We start from the raw sequence: 16,776 nt of genomic DNA, 5'->3' as shown, positions 1-16,776 counted from the left end.
GTTTATAAAATAAGTTTTATTTATCTAAGTCTACTACTTTCATTTTGGGCACTAAAGCTTTCATCAGGATCCACGCAAAAAGATAAGCAAATGCACACACGGCAAACATAATCGTGTAGCCCATATGAATATTGTTAAGGCTTTCGTAATGGTCAAATAAAGCACCTGCCGATTTACTGAATAAGGCACTGCCAATACCACCTAACATACCACCGATCCCGGTCACGGAACCAACGCTTTTGGTAGGGAACAGATCTGACGCGATGGTAAACAAATTTGCCGACCAAGCTTGATGTGCGGATGCGCCAATACCGATCAGTACAATAGCCCACCAATAGCTGTACTCACCTAATGGTTGGGCGCCTAAAACAACCAAAGGAATAAAGGCGATAATGAGCATGGCTTTCATACGCCCTTCATATGCGTTATAACCTTTATTAATAAAATGGGTTGGGAACCATCCGCCACCGATACTCCCGATCATTGTCAGCGCATATAGGACAGCGAGGGGGATCATCATGTCGGTGGTCGACATGCCGTATTCAGAGTGAAGAATGGATGGCAACCAAAATAAAAAGAACCACCACACCCCATCAGTTATAAGCTTACCGACAGCGAAAACCCAGGTTTGCCGGTAGGTTAACAATTTGGCCCACATCCTACGCTTGACAACGATATTCTCAGCGGTTTTGGCTTCGCCGTCTGCTGGTACAACCGGATCATCGCTTCGGATATAGTCATACTCTTCCGTGGAAAGCCGTTTTTGCTTTTCTGGTGTTTCATAGAACATAAACCAGAGGATTAACCAAAGGAATCCAGCTAAACCGACTGCTATAAAGGTACTCTGCCATCCCCACATGTGCGCCATGATGGGTACAGTCAATGGTGCCAGAATAGCACCAATAGTTGTTCCGGAATTGAAGATTCCCGTAGCGAAAGAGCGTTCTTTTTTTGGAAAATATTCTGCGGTTGCTTTTACGGCTGCTGGAAAGTTACCTGCTTCACCGACACCTAGTAACCCACGGACAACAATGAAGCCCATCACGGAAACGGACACTCCGCTAATCCCAAAAGCAGTTAAAACTGATACTACACCTTCCCCAATTGGAAGAGCATAGGCATGGAGCGCGGCAGCGACTGACCATAGAATTAATGCCAACGCATAGCCCCATTTGGTTCCCAGTTTATCGATAACCCGACCTGCAAATACCATGGATATGGCGTAAGCGAATTGAAAAACAGCTGTAATGTTGGCATAATCGGTGTTTGACCAACCAAACTCTTCTTCTAAGATGGGATGTAAAAGGCTGAGAACCTGCCGATCTAAGTAGTTGATGGTAGTTGCGATGAATAATAAAGCACAGATTGTCCATCTATACTTGCCTATTGGTTTGGAAGAATTCATAAATTTAGTTTAATGGTCGTGATTGATGGTTCTACTTTTATAAGTTAATCATAGTTGGTTCCATCCAAAATATTCTTTTGCATTGTTAAAACATATATTTTCAATCGTTGACCCGATCAAGTTGATGTCATTCGGGAGTTCACCATTCTCTATCTCACTTCCAAATAAATCACAAAGAATCCGGCGGAAATATTCATGTCTGGGGAAAGATAAAAAGCTTCTTGAGTCGGTCAGCATTCCAACAAACCGGCTAATAAGCCCCATATTGGACAGTGTATTGATTTGACGGATCATGCCGTCTTTCTGATCCATAAACCACCAGGCCGAGCCGTACTGTATTTTACCAGCAACCGAGCCGTCGTTAAAGTTTCCGGTCATGGTAGCGAACAGTTCATTATCGCGCGGATTAAGGTTATAGAGAATGGTCTTCGCTAACTTGTGGTTATTTTCGAGCTTATTGAGGAATTTTGACAGGTTTCTGCCTTGCTCAAAATCACCCATGGAATCCCATCCAGTATCGGGTCCAAGCTCAGCTAATTTCCTGCTATTATTATTACGCAGCGCCCCTAAATGATATTGTTGCACCCAGTTTTTCTCTGCATCCCACTCTGCAAACTGAACCAACATCGCTGATTTAAACTTGCTGCTCTCCTCTTCGGTTATTTGACTGCTAATGAGCGCCCGGTCAAATATTTGCCTAATTTCATCATCAGTATAATCATCGGCATGAATGTGCCCTAGTCCATGATCCGAAACAGAACAGCCCATTTCTGCAAAATAATCATGTCTGGTTTTCAATGCATCTAGAAAGTCGGCATAACTCGTAATGGATCGATCAGAAACAGTTTCTAACTTTTGCAGGTACTCTAAAAATTTCTCATTGTTATCCAGGTTCATCGCTGCATCTGGCCGAAAAGCTGGCAAGACAGGTATCTCAAACCCATCATCCTTGATCTTTTGATGATGGTTCAGCGAATCGACCGGATCATCAGTTGTGCAAACCATGCGGACATCCATTTTCTTTAATAAAGACCGAACGCTAAACTCTGGAGACTGCAATTTCTCTGAACATTCATCATAAATTCGGTCTGCGCTTTCAGCATTGAGAAGCTCCGATATTCCAAAATATCGTTGCAACTCGAGATGTGTCCAATGATACAAAGGATTTCGCAAGGTATAGGGAACAGTCTCGGCCCATTTTCTAAATTTTTCACGATCGGATTGCGCTCCGGTGACGTAACTCTCTTCTATACCATTTGCTCTTAACGCTCGCCATTTATAATGGTCCCCGTTCAACCAAGCTTGCGTTATGTTTTCGAATTGAGTATTCTCGGCTATTTGTTCCGGTGGCAAATGGCAATGATAATCAATGATCGGCATCTTCGCTGCGTACTCATGATAGAGCTTTTCTGAAGTCTTGGTTGTTAAGAGGAAATTTTCGTCGAGAAATGTTTTCATTGTATGGGCCAAATGGTATGGATTAACGGTGTGACTGATTTAATTGCTTGATAACCGCTTTCGGATCTTCGTTTTCTAAATCGTTAATGAACTGTTTTACTGCATCAGCAAAACCGGGAACTGATTGGAGTCGGGTTAAACCTAACTCTTCTTCCGCCAATACAAGATCAACGAGCTGCTCGGTCGAGTTTTCTTCCCATAACTGCGAAATACGCGGAGCATGAGCGTCCTGTGTATTCGTTTGTTTTTTCAGTAACAATAGATAAGCTGCAAAGCCTAAGGCCATGCATTGCGGTACTGCACCTTTTCTTTTCGTATAGGCTTCAATCAATGGTACATTACGCAGTTCCATTTTCGAAGTATAGTTTAAGCTGATGCTCTGCCATTGATGGTTAAGAAAAGGATTGCTGAAACGGTCAACCACACTCTTTGCGAAATCTTTAGCTTCATCTTCTTGAATTACTGAACCAACAATTGATGGGACTATTTCCTCGTTTAAGAGTGTATTCATATACTTCAGAAAATCAGCATCTTGCATGGCTTCTTTCACGGTAGTGAAACCACTTAATATGGCCAAGGCGCAAGAGAATGTATGGCTACCATTTAATAACCTAAGTTTAAGTTCCTTAAATTTTGTGATATCCGGTGTTATGACAACACCTTTGTCAACTTCTGCAAAAGACAGTATTTCCTTTACTTTCGGACTGTCCGTTTCAATTGCCCATAACCGAAAAGGTTCTGCCATAATCGCCAAATCATCAACATACCCGGCCTGCTCATCAGCTTGCTTTTGAGCCTCAGCTGAAAGTTTACCTGGAACGATGCGATCTACCAATGTATTGCAGAAGTAGTTTTCTTCATCCAGCCACTGAATGAAGGCAGAACCGAGTTTATTAATCTCCGCTAACTGAGTAACGATGCCTTTCAACACCTTTCCGTTTTCGCTAATCAGTTCTGTCGGAAGTATAACCAACCCCTTCCCTTTCGGATTGTCTTTATAGTGCTGAAATCGGCTCCATAAAAGTGACACTAGCTTTCCCGGGTACGATACCGGAGGGTGAGCCTGTAAATCGTCATCTTCTTTTAATTCAATACCTACCTCTGTGGTATTTGAAATAATGACTTGCAGGTCTTCAGATAAAGCGACTTTCTGTATTTCAGACCATTCATCGCTGGCTGTAAGCACGCGACTAACCGCAGAAACCAGTTCTGTAGTTTGGACTTCTTTACCGTCCTCTATTCCTTTGATATGAATAGTATATAAGTTATCTTGATCAGCAAACTCGTTGGCGTTACCCCGGCTGGTTGATTTAACAACAACGATATTACCATTAAAAACACCCTTTGAATTGGCCTTATTAATAAAGTAATCTGGTAATGCTCGGAGTAACACACCAGTTCCGAATTGTAATACTTTTTCTGGTCTATCTTGTTCGTTTCCTTCTAATAAGGAACGGTTGAGTCTTGTCATGTTAATTTAAGTTTCTAGGTGCGTAATCGAATCAGTAAAGTGAGAAAATTGATTTATTGATTTCTAAATTTATATTATTTTTTCATTTATATCAAAATTTGATACAAATTGATACAAATTTGAAATCTTAATAGAAAAAACAGACACAAAAAGGTTGGGAAACAGACACAAAAGGCCTGGCATGACACAAAGAAAACCTCTTCGAAAACCTCTTCGCTATCGCTGGCTAAAAAAGCAAAGAGAGACTATCCATTAACCAAAACAAAGCTTGGCTACTAAATAGTCTTTAAAAGAAACAAATCAACAGAAGAAATAAGAGTTAGAAGCGAATTTTAAAATATTTTCTACTCGGAATGATGCTATGCATAACCACCTGTAAATCTTTCCGGATTTCTTCTGCTGATGGTATATTGCTTTCTGCTTGATTTCTTAATTTATTTACGCGAGCCATAAAACCCTCTTCAGTTAATTGCTTAACAGAAACAAGCCCAGACTCTGCCATCTCATGAATTTTCGATAAGACCGATGGATCGTGAATTTCTAATTGTAATACTTTCATTTTGGTATTAATGGTTAAATAAAACTGTAAAACACTTGTTTTTTGAAAAAGTTTTAAAATTTCAATCTAAATACATTACGAAACGAACCAGCTCCGCGCCACACAACAGCGCCATTTTTAACATTTTAATAAGAATCCTGTCAAATTTGACTTAATAATTAGCAAATTAACAAAACCTTGGCTAATTTTGCCGGCGATTTGATAGTTCATTTATTAACGCAATCATTAATGCAACACTTATTATGAGAAGAAGTTTTGTTGTTTTGTCCGCCATCTCAATTTTGGCTGTCTCGATCGCTGCTTATTGGTGGCCCTCGGTACTTTGGACTTTTGTCATTATTTTACCTTTGGTAGCATTAGGGATCATTGACATGGTTCAACCTAAAAGAGCGATGCGCAGAAACTATCCTGTTGCAGGGAGGCTTCGCTATGTTATGGAAAGTCTGCGACCAAAGATTTATCAATATTTTATTGAAAGTGACACGAATGGGCGACCCTTTAATCGCTTGGATCGAAGCGTGATCTATCAGCGTGCAAAAAAAGAAATTGATACCGTAGCGTTTGGAACGCAACTTAATGTGTATGATAATAACTATGAATGGCTTAGCCACAGTCTGACGGCACTTGACAATTCAACGATCAAGGAGCTGCCGAGAGTCTTAATCGGCGGGGACGAATGTAGACAACCTTACTCAGCAAGTCTTTTTAATATATCTGCTATGAGCTATGGTTCGTTAAGTAAGAATGCGATCTTGGCTCTCAACGAAGGAGCGCGGATAGGGCGCTTTGCTCATAACACCGGCGAGGGGGGCGTAAGTGACTATCACCTTCAGGGTGGTGGTGATTTGATCTGGCAGATCGGAACGGGTTATTTTGGTTGTCGCTATCCGGATGGTAACTTCAATCCAGAATTGTTTTCAGAAAAAGCAGCAATACCAAACGTGAAGATGATTGAGGTGAAGCTATCGCAAGGAGCAAAACCCGGTCATGGTGGTTTACTCCCCGCCGCAAAAGTAAATGAAGAGATCGCGCGGATTCGTTCGGTAGAAGTGGGTAAGGATGTGGCATCGCCACCTAGTCATAAGGCTTTTTCTAATCCGATTGAGCTCATGAAGTTCATTAAGCAGTTGCGAATCCTTTCGGAAGGAAAACCGGTAGGGTTTAAAATGTGTATTGGTCAAAAACATGAATTTATCGCCATCTGTAAAGCGATGTTAGAGACGAATATCTATCCTGACTTTATTACAATCGATGGTGGTGAAGGTGGAACGGGGGCTGCTCCTTTAGAGTTTTCTAACTCCGTGGGGATGCCTTTGCGCGATGCGCTTGCTTTCGTCTATGACTCATTGACTGGGTTCAACCTTAAGAAACACATTAAAATAATTGCGGCCGGAAAGGTTACAACTGGCTTTGATATCGTAAAAAATATTGCTTTGGGTGCTGATCTGTGTTACAGTGCGCGAGGTATGATGATGGCATTAGGCTGTATTCAGGCTTTGGAATGCAATAAAAATACTTGTCCAGTAGGCATTGCAACCCAAGATCCTAGACTGACAAAAGGTTTGGTGGTTGGCGTTAAAAAGATCCGAGTGGCAAATTACCACTATGAAACTGTGAAGAGTGCGTGTGATCTGATGGGTGCTGCGGGAATCTCTGATCCTGAGACTTTGCACCGTGCCCATATTAACCGACGGGTTTCGCCAAAAGAAGTACAAAGTTATCTGGATACCTATCCTTATATGGCTTCTGGAAGCTTACTAAAAATGCCTTATCCGCCAGCCTATAAAACACTGATGGAAATTACTTCGGCTCAAAGCTTCGCTCCCAGATTTGACCAAATCAATATTTCTGAGTTCGCATGGGCTGCAAAACCGACAGGGCATGACCTGTCTCTTCAAAATCCCTCTTTAAATTAGGGTTTTCATAACTCATACATAAGCAAAAACGGATCGTCATAATTGGCAATCCGTTTTTGCTTGTACTTACTCTCTTGTGCTTACTCTACCTGGAAGCGGTACACTCTCCGACCCAGTGAACCGTTTTCATCCAGCCCCTCTACCACCACTCGATAGGTTCCTTTATCATCTGCCGTGAAATATTCAAACTCTGCCTGCCCGTTCTGATCTGTCAACAACATGGGGTTCCAATGGATGGTTGTGCGAAGGTCTTGGGACTGCATGGATGTACGCGGACCACTGTATTTGGGAACATAAAACTGTCGTTCCTCAGCGAACCCTTTCGGATTAAATGTTAACATATTGGACGGTGGAAACAGTTCTTTGATCTGTTGAGCTGTCAATTTTTCTGTTTTGACTTCCTTCATATTAACAACCACTACCCCCATCGTATTAGAACGCTGATTAATACCCGTTAATCCATCATCTTTAAAAATTTCGATGGATTCAACCATGGTTGGCTCTACACCGTATAAGTACGTTACATCTACCGGCATTCCATTGACATAAATTTCAACCGGCACCCTTCCGCCACTATTATATACGGTTGATAAATACAACATATTATCTACGTAAGTCAAACCCATCATTCCTGAAACACAGTTCAGCAAGTTATTACAACCTCCTAGGTTTGAACCCTGAATCGTATAATCCGGCTGCATACTAAGACCAGTCAGGGCCGCGTGGTCTCGGTGACTGGGTTTTCTGGCTTGTCTCCCCTCGATCGCAACTTCACGCAATAAGAAGCCCGTACTATTCATCATCCGGTTATTTTTCAAATAGGTTTGCAAAGCGCTATCGATATTTAACAATTCATCGGCTTCATTTATATTCTGAACAATGGAAGGGAAAGGCTCCCCATCGACCATGATCATCAGATTCTCGGAGTTTAAATTGTTTCGTGCATTGACAACAACTTGTAGCGAATCTTCGAACGCAAGATTAGTAAACTCAAACCGTCCCTGATCATCTGTTGTACCATCTTTATAGAAAGATTTTTCCGGAATTTGCAGAAGAAGACGGCCATTGGCAAGAGGCAAACCATCAGCACGGCGGATCGTCCCTGAAACAGCCAGGCTTTGCTCTGGAAACATGGTAATATTGGGCATCTTATCTAACACAATATCGCTGTACTTATACTTACGGTAGCCTTGAGTCATGAGCAGCAAATCCAAATCATCCAGTTTCTTCTCATTAACATCATGAAAATAATAGTTTGGCTTTTCAATATAGCCTTGAACTTCCGAACTCAATAAAATACTGCTCCAGATTGTGGTCTCTTTATCCTCATTAACTGGCACTTTAGTTTCATCGATAACAGAAACTGAAAAATTACCCAAGCTGGAATCCTGTGCTGTGTTTCCGATATCAAGCTTCATTTTAACAGCCTCACGCGGACCATAAGACTGTTTATCTGAAGTCAATTGCATGTTAAGTGTATCGGGGCGATGCACAAAGACCAACCTTTCGGCGAGTGTTTGTCCAGTAGATGCCAGTACACTTAATTGTACAATTCCCGTCGGGAAATTCATCTTGGGGATGGTCGAAGTGAATTCTGTATTGCGTATACCACTTTGGGCCGCGTAATAAACTATACCTCCATTTCGACCGACAACATAAAAGCCCTTGTTCTGATGCTTTGCAAGAAAAGCAGGGTTTATCTTAATCGATATTTTTAGATTTTCGGGATCTTTACCATTAACGCTCAGGCCAACTCCTTCAGCCTCAACCTTCGGTAAATTATACGTAGCACTGCTACCATCGGGGAAATTAAGTTTAGCGAAGTAAGTTTCTCCGAGCTTTGGAGTCATGCTAAATTTACCCATCCCAACATGTTGCGATTCAACCTGCGCGATACTGGTGCCTTTTGAATCAACAATTTCTCCACTTGCAGAAACACCTAAACCGTCTGTTTGTATAGCCTTGAAAGCGACAACTGTCGGAATCCCATCTACCAGATCCCCTCCTTCCGGAAAAAACTGGACATCTTTTTTCGGTGCAGCTTTTTCGAGAGGGAATGTCGTTTCGACGGTTCGGTTATCTAATTCGATATTTGTAACCAATTTACCTCTACTTAGGTCGACATCCGATGAGCTATTAAATTCAACAGCTAATACGCCTTGGGCATTGGTAGTTCCTCTTCCCCGCCCCGCCCGATCAAAGTCGATCAGTGCTTCCCAATTCACCCGCTTGTTGACCAAGGGCATATTCTGCTCATCCCGGAACTCGAGTGTCGCTTTGATCTTAACCGATTTATCGCTTCTGTCGCTATTGAAATTCACATGGGTAATGACATCCTTATTAATCGAATTACCCACAGGCAATGTTTTGTGAAAGAAATAGGATTCATTGAAGTTCAACATCCATTTTGTATAAGCCCGGATACGGTAGTTACCCTGCTTGTAGGTGAGATTATTTAACGGTATACTTCCATGCGCCGTACTATTTATTGCCGGCAGTTTGATACTTTCCATCAATGAATCCTTTTCACTAATAACATCAACATACACGATTTTACTTAAAGGTGATGGAATATGCTGAACCGACGTAACGTATGCTTTAAACCAAATGGTATCCCCCACGGCATAATAGGGTTTATCGAAATGCAGGTAGACTTTTTCTGAGGGAATATTCGTGATAAATTCGTTGTTTTTTTCAACAAGTGCTTTTACTGCAATACTGTCTGTTAAAACAACCGGCTTCTCTTCTTCTACCTTTTGAGGTTCCCCTAGTTTTTTACCAACGGGGATTTTGTCCAACTGAGCAGAGGCAGTATGATTAAACAAACAAAATGAGACGATTAAAAATGTTAAAAACTTAAGGTATTTCATCTAAGGCAATTTAAAATTCAGACTCACGGTAAGCTTTTGGAGACATCCCCGTGTGCCTTTTAAAATATTTCCCAAAAAAAGACTGATCACTAAAATTTAGATTATCAGCAATTTCGCCAATACTTAACTGCGATCGGCTCAATAAAAATTTTGCCTCCAATATAACAAGATCATTTATAATTTCACTAGCATTTTTCCCAGAATATTCTTTTACGATCTCACTGAGATACTTAGCAGATACGTTCAACTGATCTGCATATTTCTTTACAGTGCGGACTTCCCTAAACTGCTCACGAGCTAAATTACCAAATGCGATGATCAGCCTTTCCTGGCGAGTAAAGTTCATCCGGATCATCTTGGAGTACTGCTGCGACATAGCAGCTAGTTCATAAAGAAAGATAAAAAAATTATGAATCAATATCTCTTTGCCAAAAGGGTGTATCGCATACTTCGCAGTGTGTTCAACCAGGCGCTGTATCAATTGGTTGATTAATTTTGTATCTTCTTTCTCAATATTCCAAATAGGGGAAAAACGGCTGGAAAAAAAAGAAAATATAGCTGTTGCATCTTCAGGCATACCGATTTCGGACATAAAATCAATTGTAAAGCTCACACCAGACAACGTGCATGATTTCTTGATAGACGACATACTCATAATCGTATTTGGCGACATCAGTACGAGGGTGTTCTCCTTTATATTATAATCTTGCATATTCAGATTGATCCGAGCCTCACCACCTGTTACAATAAAAATAGACATTCGCTCTGAGCGACGACTCTCTATCCGTTGTTTCAACCATTCATCGTTTGCTTTGATTTCATGGTTTTGAATAACGACAAAACCATCCATTACGGTATGTATAAATTTATATCGATCGTGACTCAGATCGGCAAGTTGTCGGACCTGATCGACTTTTTGCTTTTCCCCTTCCATTGACATGTTTTTACTTTATTTGTTCTAAATTGCAATTATATCCAATATTGACCATAAAAGACCTATTCATCTTATACTTTCAGTCATTGCCTGTTGACTGAGTTCGTTCGTTTGGTGACAAATGTCATCTAAAAATCAATTAAACATTAAATCTTAAAAATTCCATACAAAACAAGACAATATATTCGTTATAACTTACGCACTTCAAAATTTACATTATTTTTTTAAACAAAAACGAACTAGATTCTTCTTAACTTCACATGTAGAGAACAAGCCTAATACTGAAATGTCATGAGAATATAATTTTGACCAAAATACGACATTTTGACCAAAACAACCGATCAAGAAGCCTTTCTTAATAGCTCACTTCTATCGTTCTTTGCGGATGTTTTAATAAAAAAACGGATTTAGTGAATCAATCCTGAATTCTATGCACATTAATATCAAATCTAACATACGGAAATGAAAATTTTAAAACCTGGTTTAGTCTTGTTAGTTATAATCTTTCTGATTACACCCACAGGACTAAAAGCACAATCTGTCGAAAGAAGTACCCTACAACGTGCTACCCTGCCGCAACTTGTAGAATACGCGCTGCAGAACCAACCCAAAATAAAACAGGCGTTGCTTGATGAGGAGATCGGTGAACGGGATATCAACTCAGCTCTGTCTGGTTGGTTACCTCAAATTAACGCTAATGCCAACTTCAACCATAACCTGAAACAGGCGGTTAGCCCCCTAACCATGGGTGGTGAAACCACCTATATTACCATGGGAACAAAGAATTCGTCTGGCATAACAGTGCAAGCTGATCAACAACTCTTAAATGCGGGTTTGATACAGGCAACAAAGTCAGCCAAATATTTTCCGGAACAGCATGAATTAAATACGGAAAACCAAAGCATCAATACCATCGTTGAAGTTAGTAAAGCTTACTATGACATTCTGACAAGTCAAGAACAACTACAAATTATTATTGAAAATATCGCGCGGTTGGAAAAACAATTTCAAGATGCAAAAGCTCAATTCGACGTGGGTTTGGTGGACAAAACAGATTATCAGCGAGCACAGATAAGCCTCAGTAATTCCAAAGCCGACAAAAAACGCACTGAGGAGCTACTAATCTACAAATACGCGTTTCTAAAATCAGTTATCGGATATAACCCCGATGCGGACCTGACACTTTCTTTTGATGGCCAGGAAATGGAACGCAATGTATTACTGGACACCACAGAAGTACTAAACTACCAAAACCGGGTAGAATATAGACAACTATTGACAAGCAAGCAGCTTCAGGAAATAAACACAAACTACAATAAGTTACAATTTATGCCAAGTCTATCGGGCTTCATTAACTATGGCTGGGCTTATAATCATGATGAGTTCAGCGAATTGTATAGTCGATCTTTCCCTAGTTCCGTTGTAGGTCTACGCTTAAGTATCCCAATTTTCTCTGGAACAAAACGCATTCAGGAGATAAAAAAATCACAGCTCTTGGAAGAACGTATTGACTTGGATATCGAAAACACAAAAAACCAGATTAATAGCCAATATGAACTAGCGATGGCATCCTATAAAGCGAACTTAAATGATTGGAGAGTCGCCGCTGAAAATGTAGAATTATCGGAAGACGTTTATAATACGATTAAACTACAATACGATGAAGGCATTAAAACATATCTCGACCTGATGACTTCAGAGACGGATCTGCGCACAGCACAATTAAATTACTTAAACACATTATACAGTCTGCTTTCTGCTAAACTTGACGTACAACAAGCATTAGGCACAGTTTCACTAAACCAATAAAAGATAAAAATGAACTCGAATATCATAAAAACAGGAATTATAGCTTTAGGTGCCGCATTGATCACATCATGTGGAAATTCACAACAAGGTGGTGGACAACAAGCAGCGCCACCTCCGATGCCTGTAACAACTTACACTGTAGAGAAAGCAGCAGTAACCGTTCCGGACAACTACCCGGGCGTGGTTGTTCCTTTACAAGAGGTTGAACTGCGCGGTGAGGTTGGTGGATATATTACTGGAATCTTTGTAAAAGATGGTCAAAAGGTAAGCAAAGGACAACGGCTGTATGAAATAGACCGAACGAACTACCAAGCTGCATTCAATTCAGCAAAAGCTAATTTAGAAGTTGCAAAAGCCAATTTAGCGAGAACAGAAAAAGATGCTGAACGCTATACAAACCTCGCCAAAAAAGAAGCGATTGCACAGCAACGTGTCGACTATGCTTTAACAGATTTGGCGAATGCCAAATCACAGGTCGCGGCAGCACAGGCAAGTCTGACTTCAGCCGAAGCTAATTATCGGAAATCTGTTATTGTTTCGCCTTTAAACGGAACTATCGGTATTTCACAGGTCAAATTAGGCGCATTGGTAACACCGGGATCTACACTATTGAATACCGTTTCAACGAATGATCCGATTGCTGTCGATATTGCCGTAAACCAACGTGATTTATCTCGTTTCATGGAAATGCAGAAAAATCCGTCGACTACGGTAAGTGACTCAATTTTTAGTATTGAGCAAAATGGCAACCGATACTCGATGAACGGAAAAATTGAAGCAATTGACCGAGCTGTAGATCCAAGCACGGGTACCATTACCGTTCGAATCAGTTTCCCTAATCCGAACGGAACGTTGGTTGCTGGTATGACCTGTAATGTCACTGTTCTTAACAAAAGCCCAGAGCCGCAGCTGGTGATTCCTCATAAAGCGGTATCTGAGCAACTTGGAAAATATTCAGTATATGTAGTTGGAGACAGTAGCAAAGTAAATCAACAAATAGTAGAAGTTGGTTCTGAAGTTGGAGGAATGATCGTCATCAAAGGAGGATTACAAGAAGGTGATGTAATCGTTTCTGATGGAATCATGAAGCTCCGCCCCGGTGCAGTCGTTCAGCCTGCGAAAGCAACTGACAGCACCACAACCACAACACCCAACAATTAATTTCTATTAATAATTAGTAAAATATTATGATCTCAGAAATATTTATAAAACGACCGGCCATGGCCATCGTTATATCAATACTGATTGTATTGGTGGGCACCATTGTCCTAACGGGGTTGCCGATCAGTCAATATCCAACCATTGCCCCTCCTACTGTTACTGTATCCTCGAATTACACAGGTGCTGATGCTCAAACAGTGGAACAAACAGTAACTACTCCCATTGAAAGCCAAATCAACGGTACCCCTGGCATGAAATACATGACCTCGTCTAGTACTGCCGACGGCCGTTCAACCATTACCGTAACTTTTGAAGTAGGAACTGACATTGATATCGCGGCATTGGATGTACAAAACCGGGTTGCCATAGCGGAACCGGCATTACCAGAACCTGTAAGGCGACTTGGGGTTGTTACCAAAAAGGCCAATTCTGATATGCTAATGGTTATGGGTCTAATTTCTCCTAACGGCACATACGACCAGCAGTTTTTGGCAAACTATGTCAACTTATACGTGAAAGACGAGATGATGCGTGTCGATGGAGTTGGTGACGTAATGGCTTTCGGTCAACCTTTCAGTATGCGTATTTGGATGGATGCCGGCAAAATGGCTTCTATGGGAATTACCCCCGCAGAAATAACCGCGGCGATCCAGGAACAAAACAACCGCATGCCGGGTGGTAGCGTGGGTGGCCCACCTCAACAACAAGGACAAACTTTTGAATACTCCGTTATTCTAGACGGCGACCTATCAACCGAAGAGGAATTTAGAAATATCATCGTAAAAACCAATCTGGACGGCTCGCCCGTTTATTTGAAAGATGTTGCAAGGGTTGAATTGGGCCAGTTTGCCTATAATATCAGTGCGAAGCTGAATGACGACCCCGCTGCCATGATGGGGATTATGCAGACTCCAGGAGGTAACGCGGTGCAAACAGCCGAAGGTATTTACGACGCACTGGACCGATTGGAACAATCGTTTCCGGACGACATAGAATACGTAATCGGTTATGAAACTGTATCCATCGTTAATGAGTCGATCAGCTCTGTATTACACACCCTTATCGAAGCGATTATTCTCGTAACTGTAGTCGTATTCGTCTTTCTACAAAGCTGGAGGGCGACTCTGATTCCGGTACTCGCTATTCCCGTTTCCATTATTGGTACTTTTGTCTTTTTCTCCTTATTAGGGTTCTCGATTAACGTACTGACAATGTTTGGTTTTGTATTAGCGATCGGTATTGTAGTGGATGATGCGATCGTCGTCGTCGAGGCCGTGCAGCATTATATTGATCAGGGCTCCTCACCGAAAGAAGCAACCATGAAAGCAATGAAGGATATTACCGCACCAGTAATTGCGATCGCGTTAATCCTTGCTTCTGTATTTATTCCAGTCGGATTTATCCCTGGTATGGTTGGGCAACTTTATCAGCAATTTGCCATCACGATAGCGATTTCAGTACTAATTTCAGCTTTCGTAGCTCTCTCTTTAACACCAGCTCTTTGTGCGATGTTGCTCAGACCGAGTAAACTGAACAAAGAAGCTAAGGGCTTAAATCGTTGGTTCTACCGTTTTAATGTTTGGTTTGAAAAAGTAACGCGTAACTACTCTGATAACGTTAAATGGTGTTTGAAAAAAACACCACTTGTTTTAATCCTGTTGGTATGCGTTTACGTCGCAACTATCGGCTTGTTCTCTGCTAAACCATCAGGGTTCATTCCTACAGAAGATGCGGGTGTATTTATTATGGGCGCGTCTTTACCAGAAGGTTCTTCGACTGCCAGGACACAAGAATTTGTAGATCGGGTATCACAAACTGTCCGCGAGAAAAATCCAGAAATATCTGGCGTTACAGCCATTACCGGTATCAACATCTTAAATAGTGCATTTAAATCAAACTCGGCAACCTTCTTTGTTCAGCTCAAACCTTGGGGTGAACGTGATCGTGGCGTTGCTGAGGTTTTGGCAAGCGTCTCGCAAGAATTCGCACTGGATCAGGAAGGTATGCTTATGGCTGTACAACCTCCTCCAATTCCGGGACTCGGTATTAGCGGTGGGTTTACCTTGCAATTACAAGAACAGCAAACAGGTGATATCAAAGACTTCGAAGCGATAGCCGGTCAGTTCATCGGCGCTTCAAATCAGCGTCCGGAAATTGGAATGGCTTATACACTTTTCAATTCCAGAACACCGAATTACAAAGTCACAGTAGACCGAGATCAAGTGAAAAGAATGGGCGTCTCAGTCGGCTCCGTATACAGTACCATCGCCAATAACTTTGGTAGCGGATATGTAAACGACTTTACACGATTTGGACGCAACTTCCGTGTGGTAACTCAAGCTGACACAGCTTACAGATCCAACATCGAAGCATTAAACAACTTATATGTTAATAATATTCAGGGAACCCCTGTCCCGTTGAGCACCATGGTATCTTATCATAAGGAAGAAAGCCCATCGGTTATTAATCACTTCAACCTTTTCCGTTCAATTGAAGTAGGTGGTAGTGCTGCGCCGGGTGCTAGTAGTGGGGACGCGTTGACAGCTTTGGAAGAAACAGCCGCTCAGACATTACCTAGTGGCTATATGTACAGTTTTTCTGGTTTAAGTCAGCAGGAGAAGGAATCTGGCGATGCAACAACAACAATTTTTGCATTGATCATCGTCGTTGTATTCTTGCTTCTGGTAGCATTATATGAGAGCTGGTCAGTTCCGTTCTCAATCTTACTAAGCGTACCTCTGGGCATGTTCGGTGCAATTTTTGCTCTTACTTTCCTTCCACATCTGGACAATAACATCTACGCGCAGGTCGGGTTTATCACACTCATAGGTTTAGCGGCGAAGAATGCGATTCTAATCGTTGAATTTGCAAAAGAACGTGTAGATATGGGCATGGAACTGATTGCGGCAACATTAGAAGCGGTACGGCTAAGGTTACGTCCGATTATCATGACATCCCTCGCATTTATCTTAGGGGTACTACCTTTGATTTTTTCAGCCGGCGCCAGTGCTGTTTCACGGCAAACGATCGGCTGGACTGTTGCTTCGGGAATGACCATCGCTACTTTGTTTGCTATCTTTGTTGTACCTGTACTATTTGTATTCATTACCAGAATAGCTTATGGTAAAAAGAAATTAGCAGAGCTTCAGGCTAACTATAACCCTGAAGACCATAAAGATAAATTACATTAAAT

Annotated in this window: 10 protein-coding genes; 4 read left to right on the top strand and 6 right to left on the bottom strand. The window is 41.5% G+C overall.

The genetic code is table 11. The annotated features are described in order from the left end of the window. Positions 1–16: 16 nt before the first annotated feature. The 4 genes from D3P12_RS08660 to D3P12_RS08645 all read right to left on the bottom strand — a co-directional run bounded on the left by D3P12_RS08660 (position 17) and on the right by D3P12_RS08645 (position 4,893). Positions 17–1,405, bottom strand: a complete 1,389-nt coding sequence (locus D3P12_RS08660; protein ID WP_118194663.1) for an MFS transporter — start codon at positions 1,403–1,405, stop codon at positions 17–19. Between the two features lie 48 nt (positions 1,406–1,453). After that, positions 1,454–2,863, bottom strand: coding sequence for a glucuronate isomerase (uxaC, locus tag D3P12_RS08655; protein WP_118194661.1), 1,410 nt, complete (start codon positions 2,861–2,863; stop codon positions 1,454–1,456). A gap of 22 nt (positions 2,864–2,885) precedes the next feature. Then, a complete protein-coding gene (locus tag D3P12_RS08650; protein WP_118194659.1) occupies positions 2,886–4,334 on the bottom strand; it encodes a tagaturonate reductase in 1,449 nt (482 codons plus the stop codon). Between the two features lie 319 nt (positions 4,335–4,653). Then, entirely contained in the window at positions 4,654–4,893 is a 240-nt protein-coding gene (locus D3P12_RS08645) for a hypothetical protein (protein ID WP_118194657.1), read from the bottom strand. Between the two features lie 242 nt (positions 4,894–5,135). Here D3P12_RS08645 and D3P12_RS08640 point away from each other — a divergent pair, with 242 nt between their 5' ends. Continuing rightward, positions 5,136–6,809: an FMN-binding glutamate synthase family protein gene (locus D3P12_RS08640; RefSeq protein WP_118194655.1), complete on the top strand. Its 1,674-nt coding sequence runs from the start codon at positions 5,136–5,138 to the stop codon at positions 6,807–6,809. 80 nt (positions 6,810–6,889) lie between these two features. Here the strand turns inward: D3P12_RS08640 and D3P12_RS08635 are convergent, their stop codons facing one another. Together D3P12_RS08635 and D3P12_RS08630 are read right to left on the bottom strand one after the other, a co-directional pair. Then, positions 6,890–9,679 carry a carboxypeptidase-like regulatory domain-containing protein gene (locus tag D3P12_RS08635; RefSeq protein WP_118194653.1) on the bottom strand — a complete coding sequence of 930 codons (2,790 nt, stop codon included), beginning with the start codon at positions 9,677–9,679 and terminating at the stop codon, positions 6,890–6,892. 10 nt (positions 9,680–9,689) lie between these two features. Then, positions 9,690–10,613 (bottom strand): helix-turn-helix domain-containing protein, encoded by a 924-nt coding sequence (locus tag D3P12_RS08630; RefSeq protein WP_205941075.1) that lies wholly within the window; start codon positions 10,611–10,613, stop codon positions 9,690–9,692. Positions 10,614–11,075: 462 nt separating this feature from the next. Between D3P12_RS08630 and D3P12_RS08625 the strand changes: the two genes are divergently transcribed. The 3 genes from D3P12_RS08625 to D3P12_RS08615 are packed head-to-tail and all read left to right on the top strand — an operon-like array spanning position 11,076 to position 16,774. Further along, positions 11,076–12,422, top strand: a complete 1,347-nt coding sequence (locus D3P12_RS08625; RefSeq protein ID WP_118194651.1) for a TolC family protein — start codon at positions 11,076–11,078, stop codon at positions 12,420–12,422. Positions 12,423–12,431: 9 nt separating this feature from the next. Beyond that, on the top strand, positions 12,432–13,583 hold the full coding sequence (locus tag D3P12_RS08620; protein ID WP_118194649.1) for an efflux RND transporter periplasmic adaptor subunit: 1,152 nt from the start codon (positions 12,432–12,434) through the stop codon (positions 13,581–13,583). Between the two features lie 26 nt (positions 13,584–13,609). Continuing rightward, positions 13,610–16,774, top strand: a complete 3,165-nt coding sequence (locus D3P12_RS08615; protein ID WP_118194647.1) for an efflux RND transporter permease subunit — start codon at positions 13,610–13,612, stop codon at positions 16,772–16,774. The last annotated feature ends 2 nt before the right edge of the window (positions 16,775–16,776 follow it).

This window comes from Pedobacter indicus (assembly GCF_003449035.1).
Classification (GTDB): Bacteria; Bacteroidota; Bacteroidia; order Sphingobacteriales; family Sphingobacteriaceae; genus Albibacterium; species Albibacterium indicum.
This window is presented reverse-complemented; position numbering and strand designations above follow the sequence as displayed.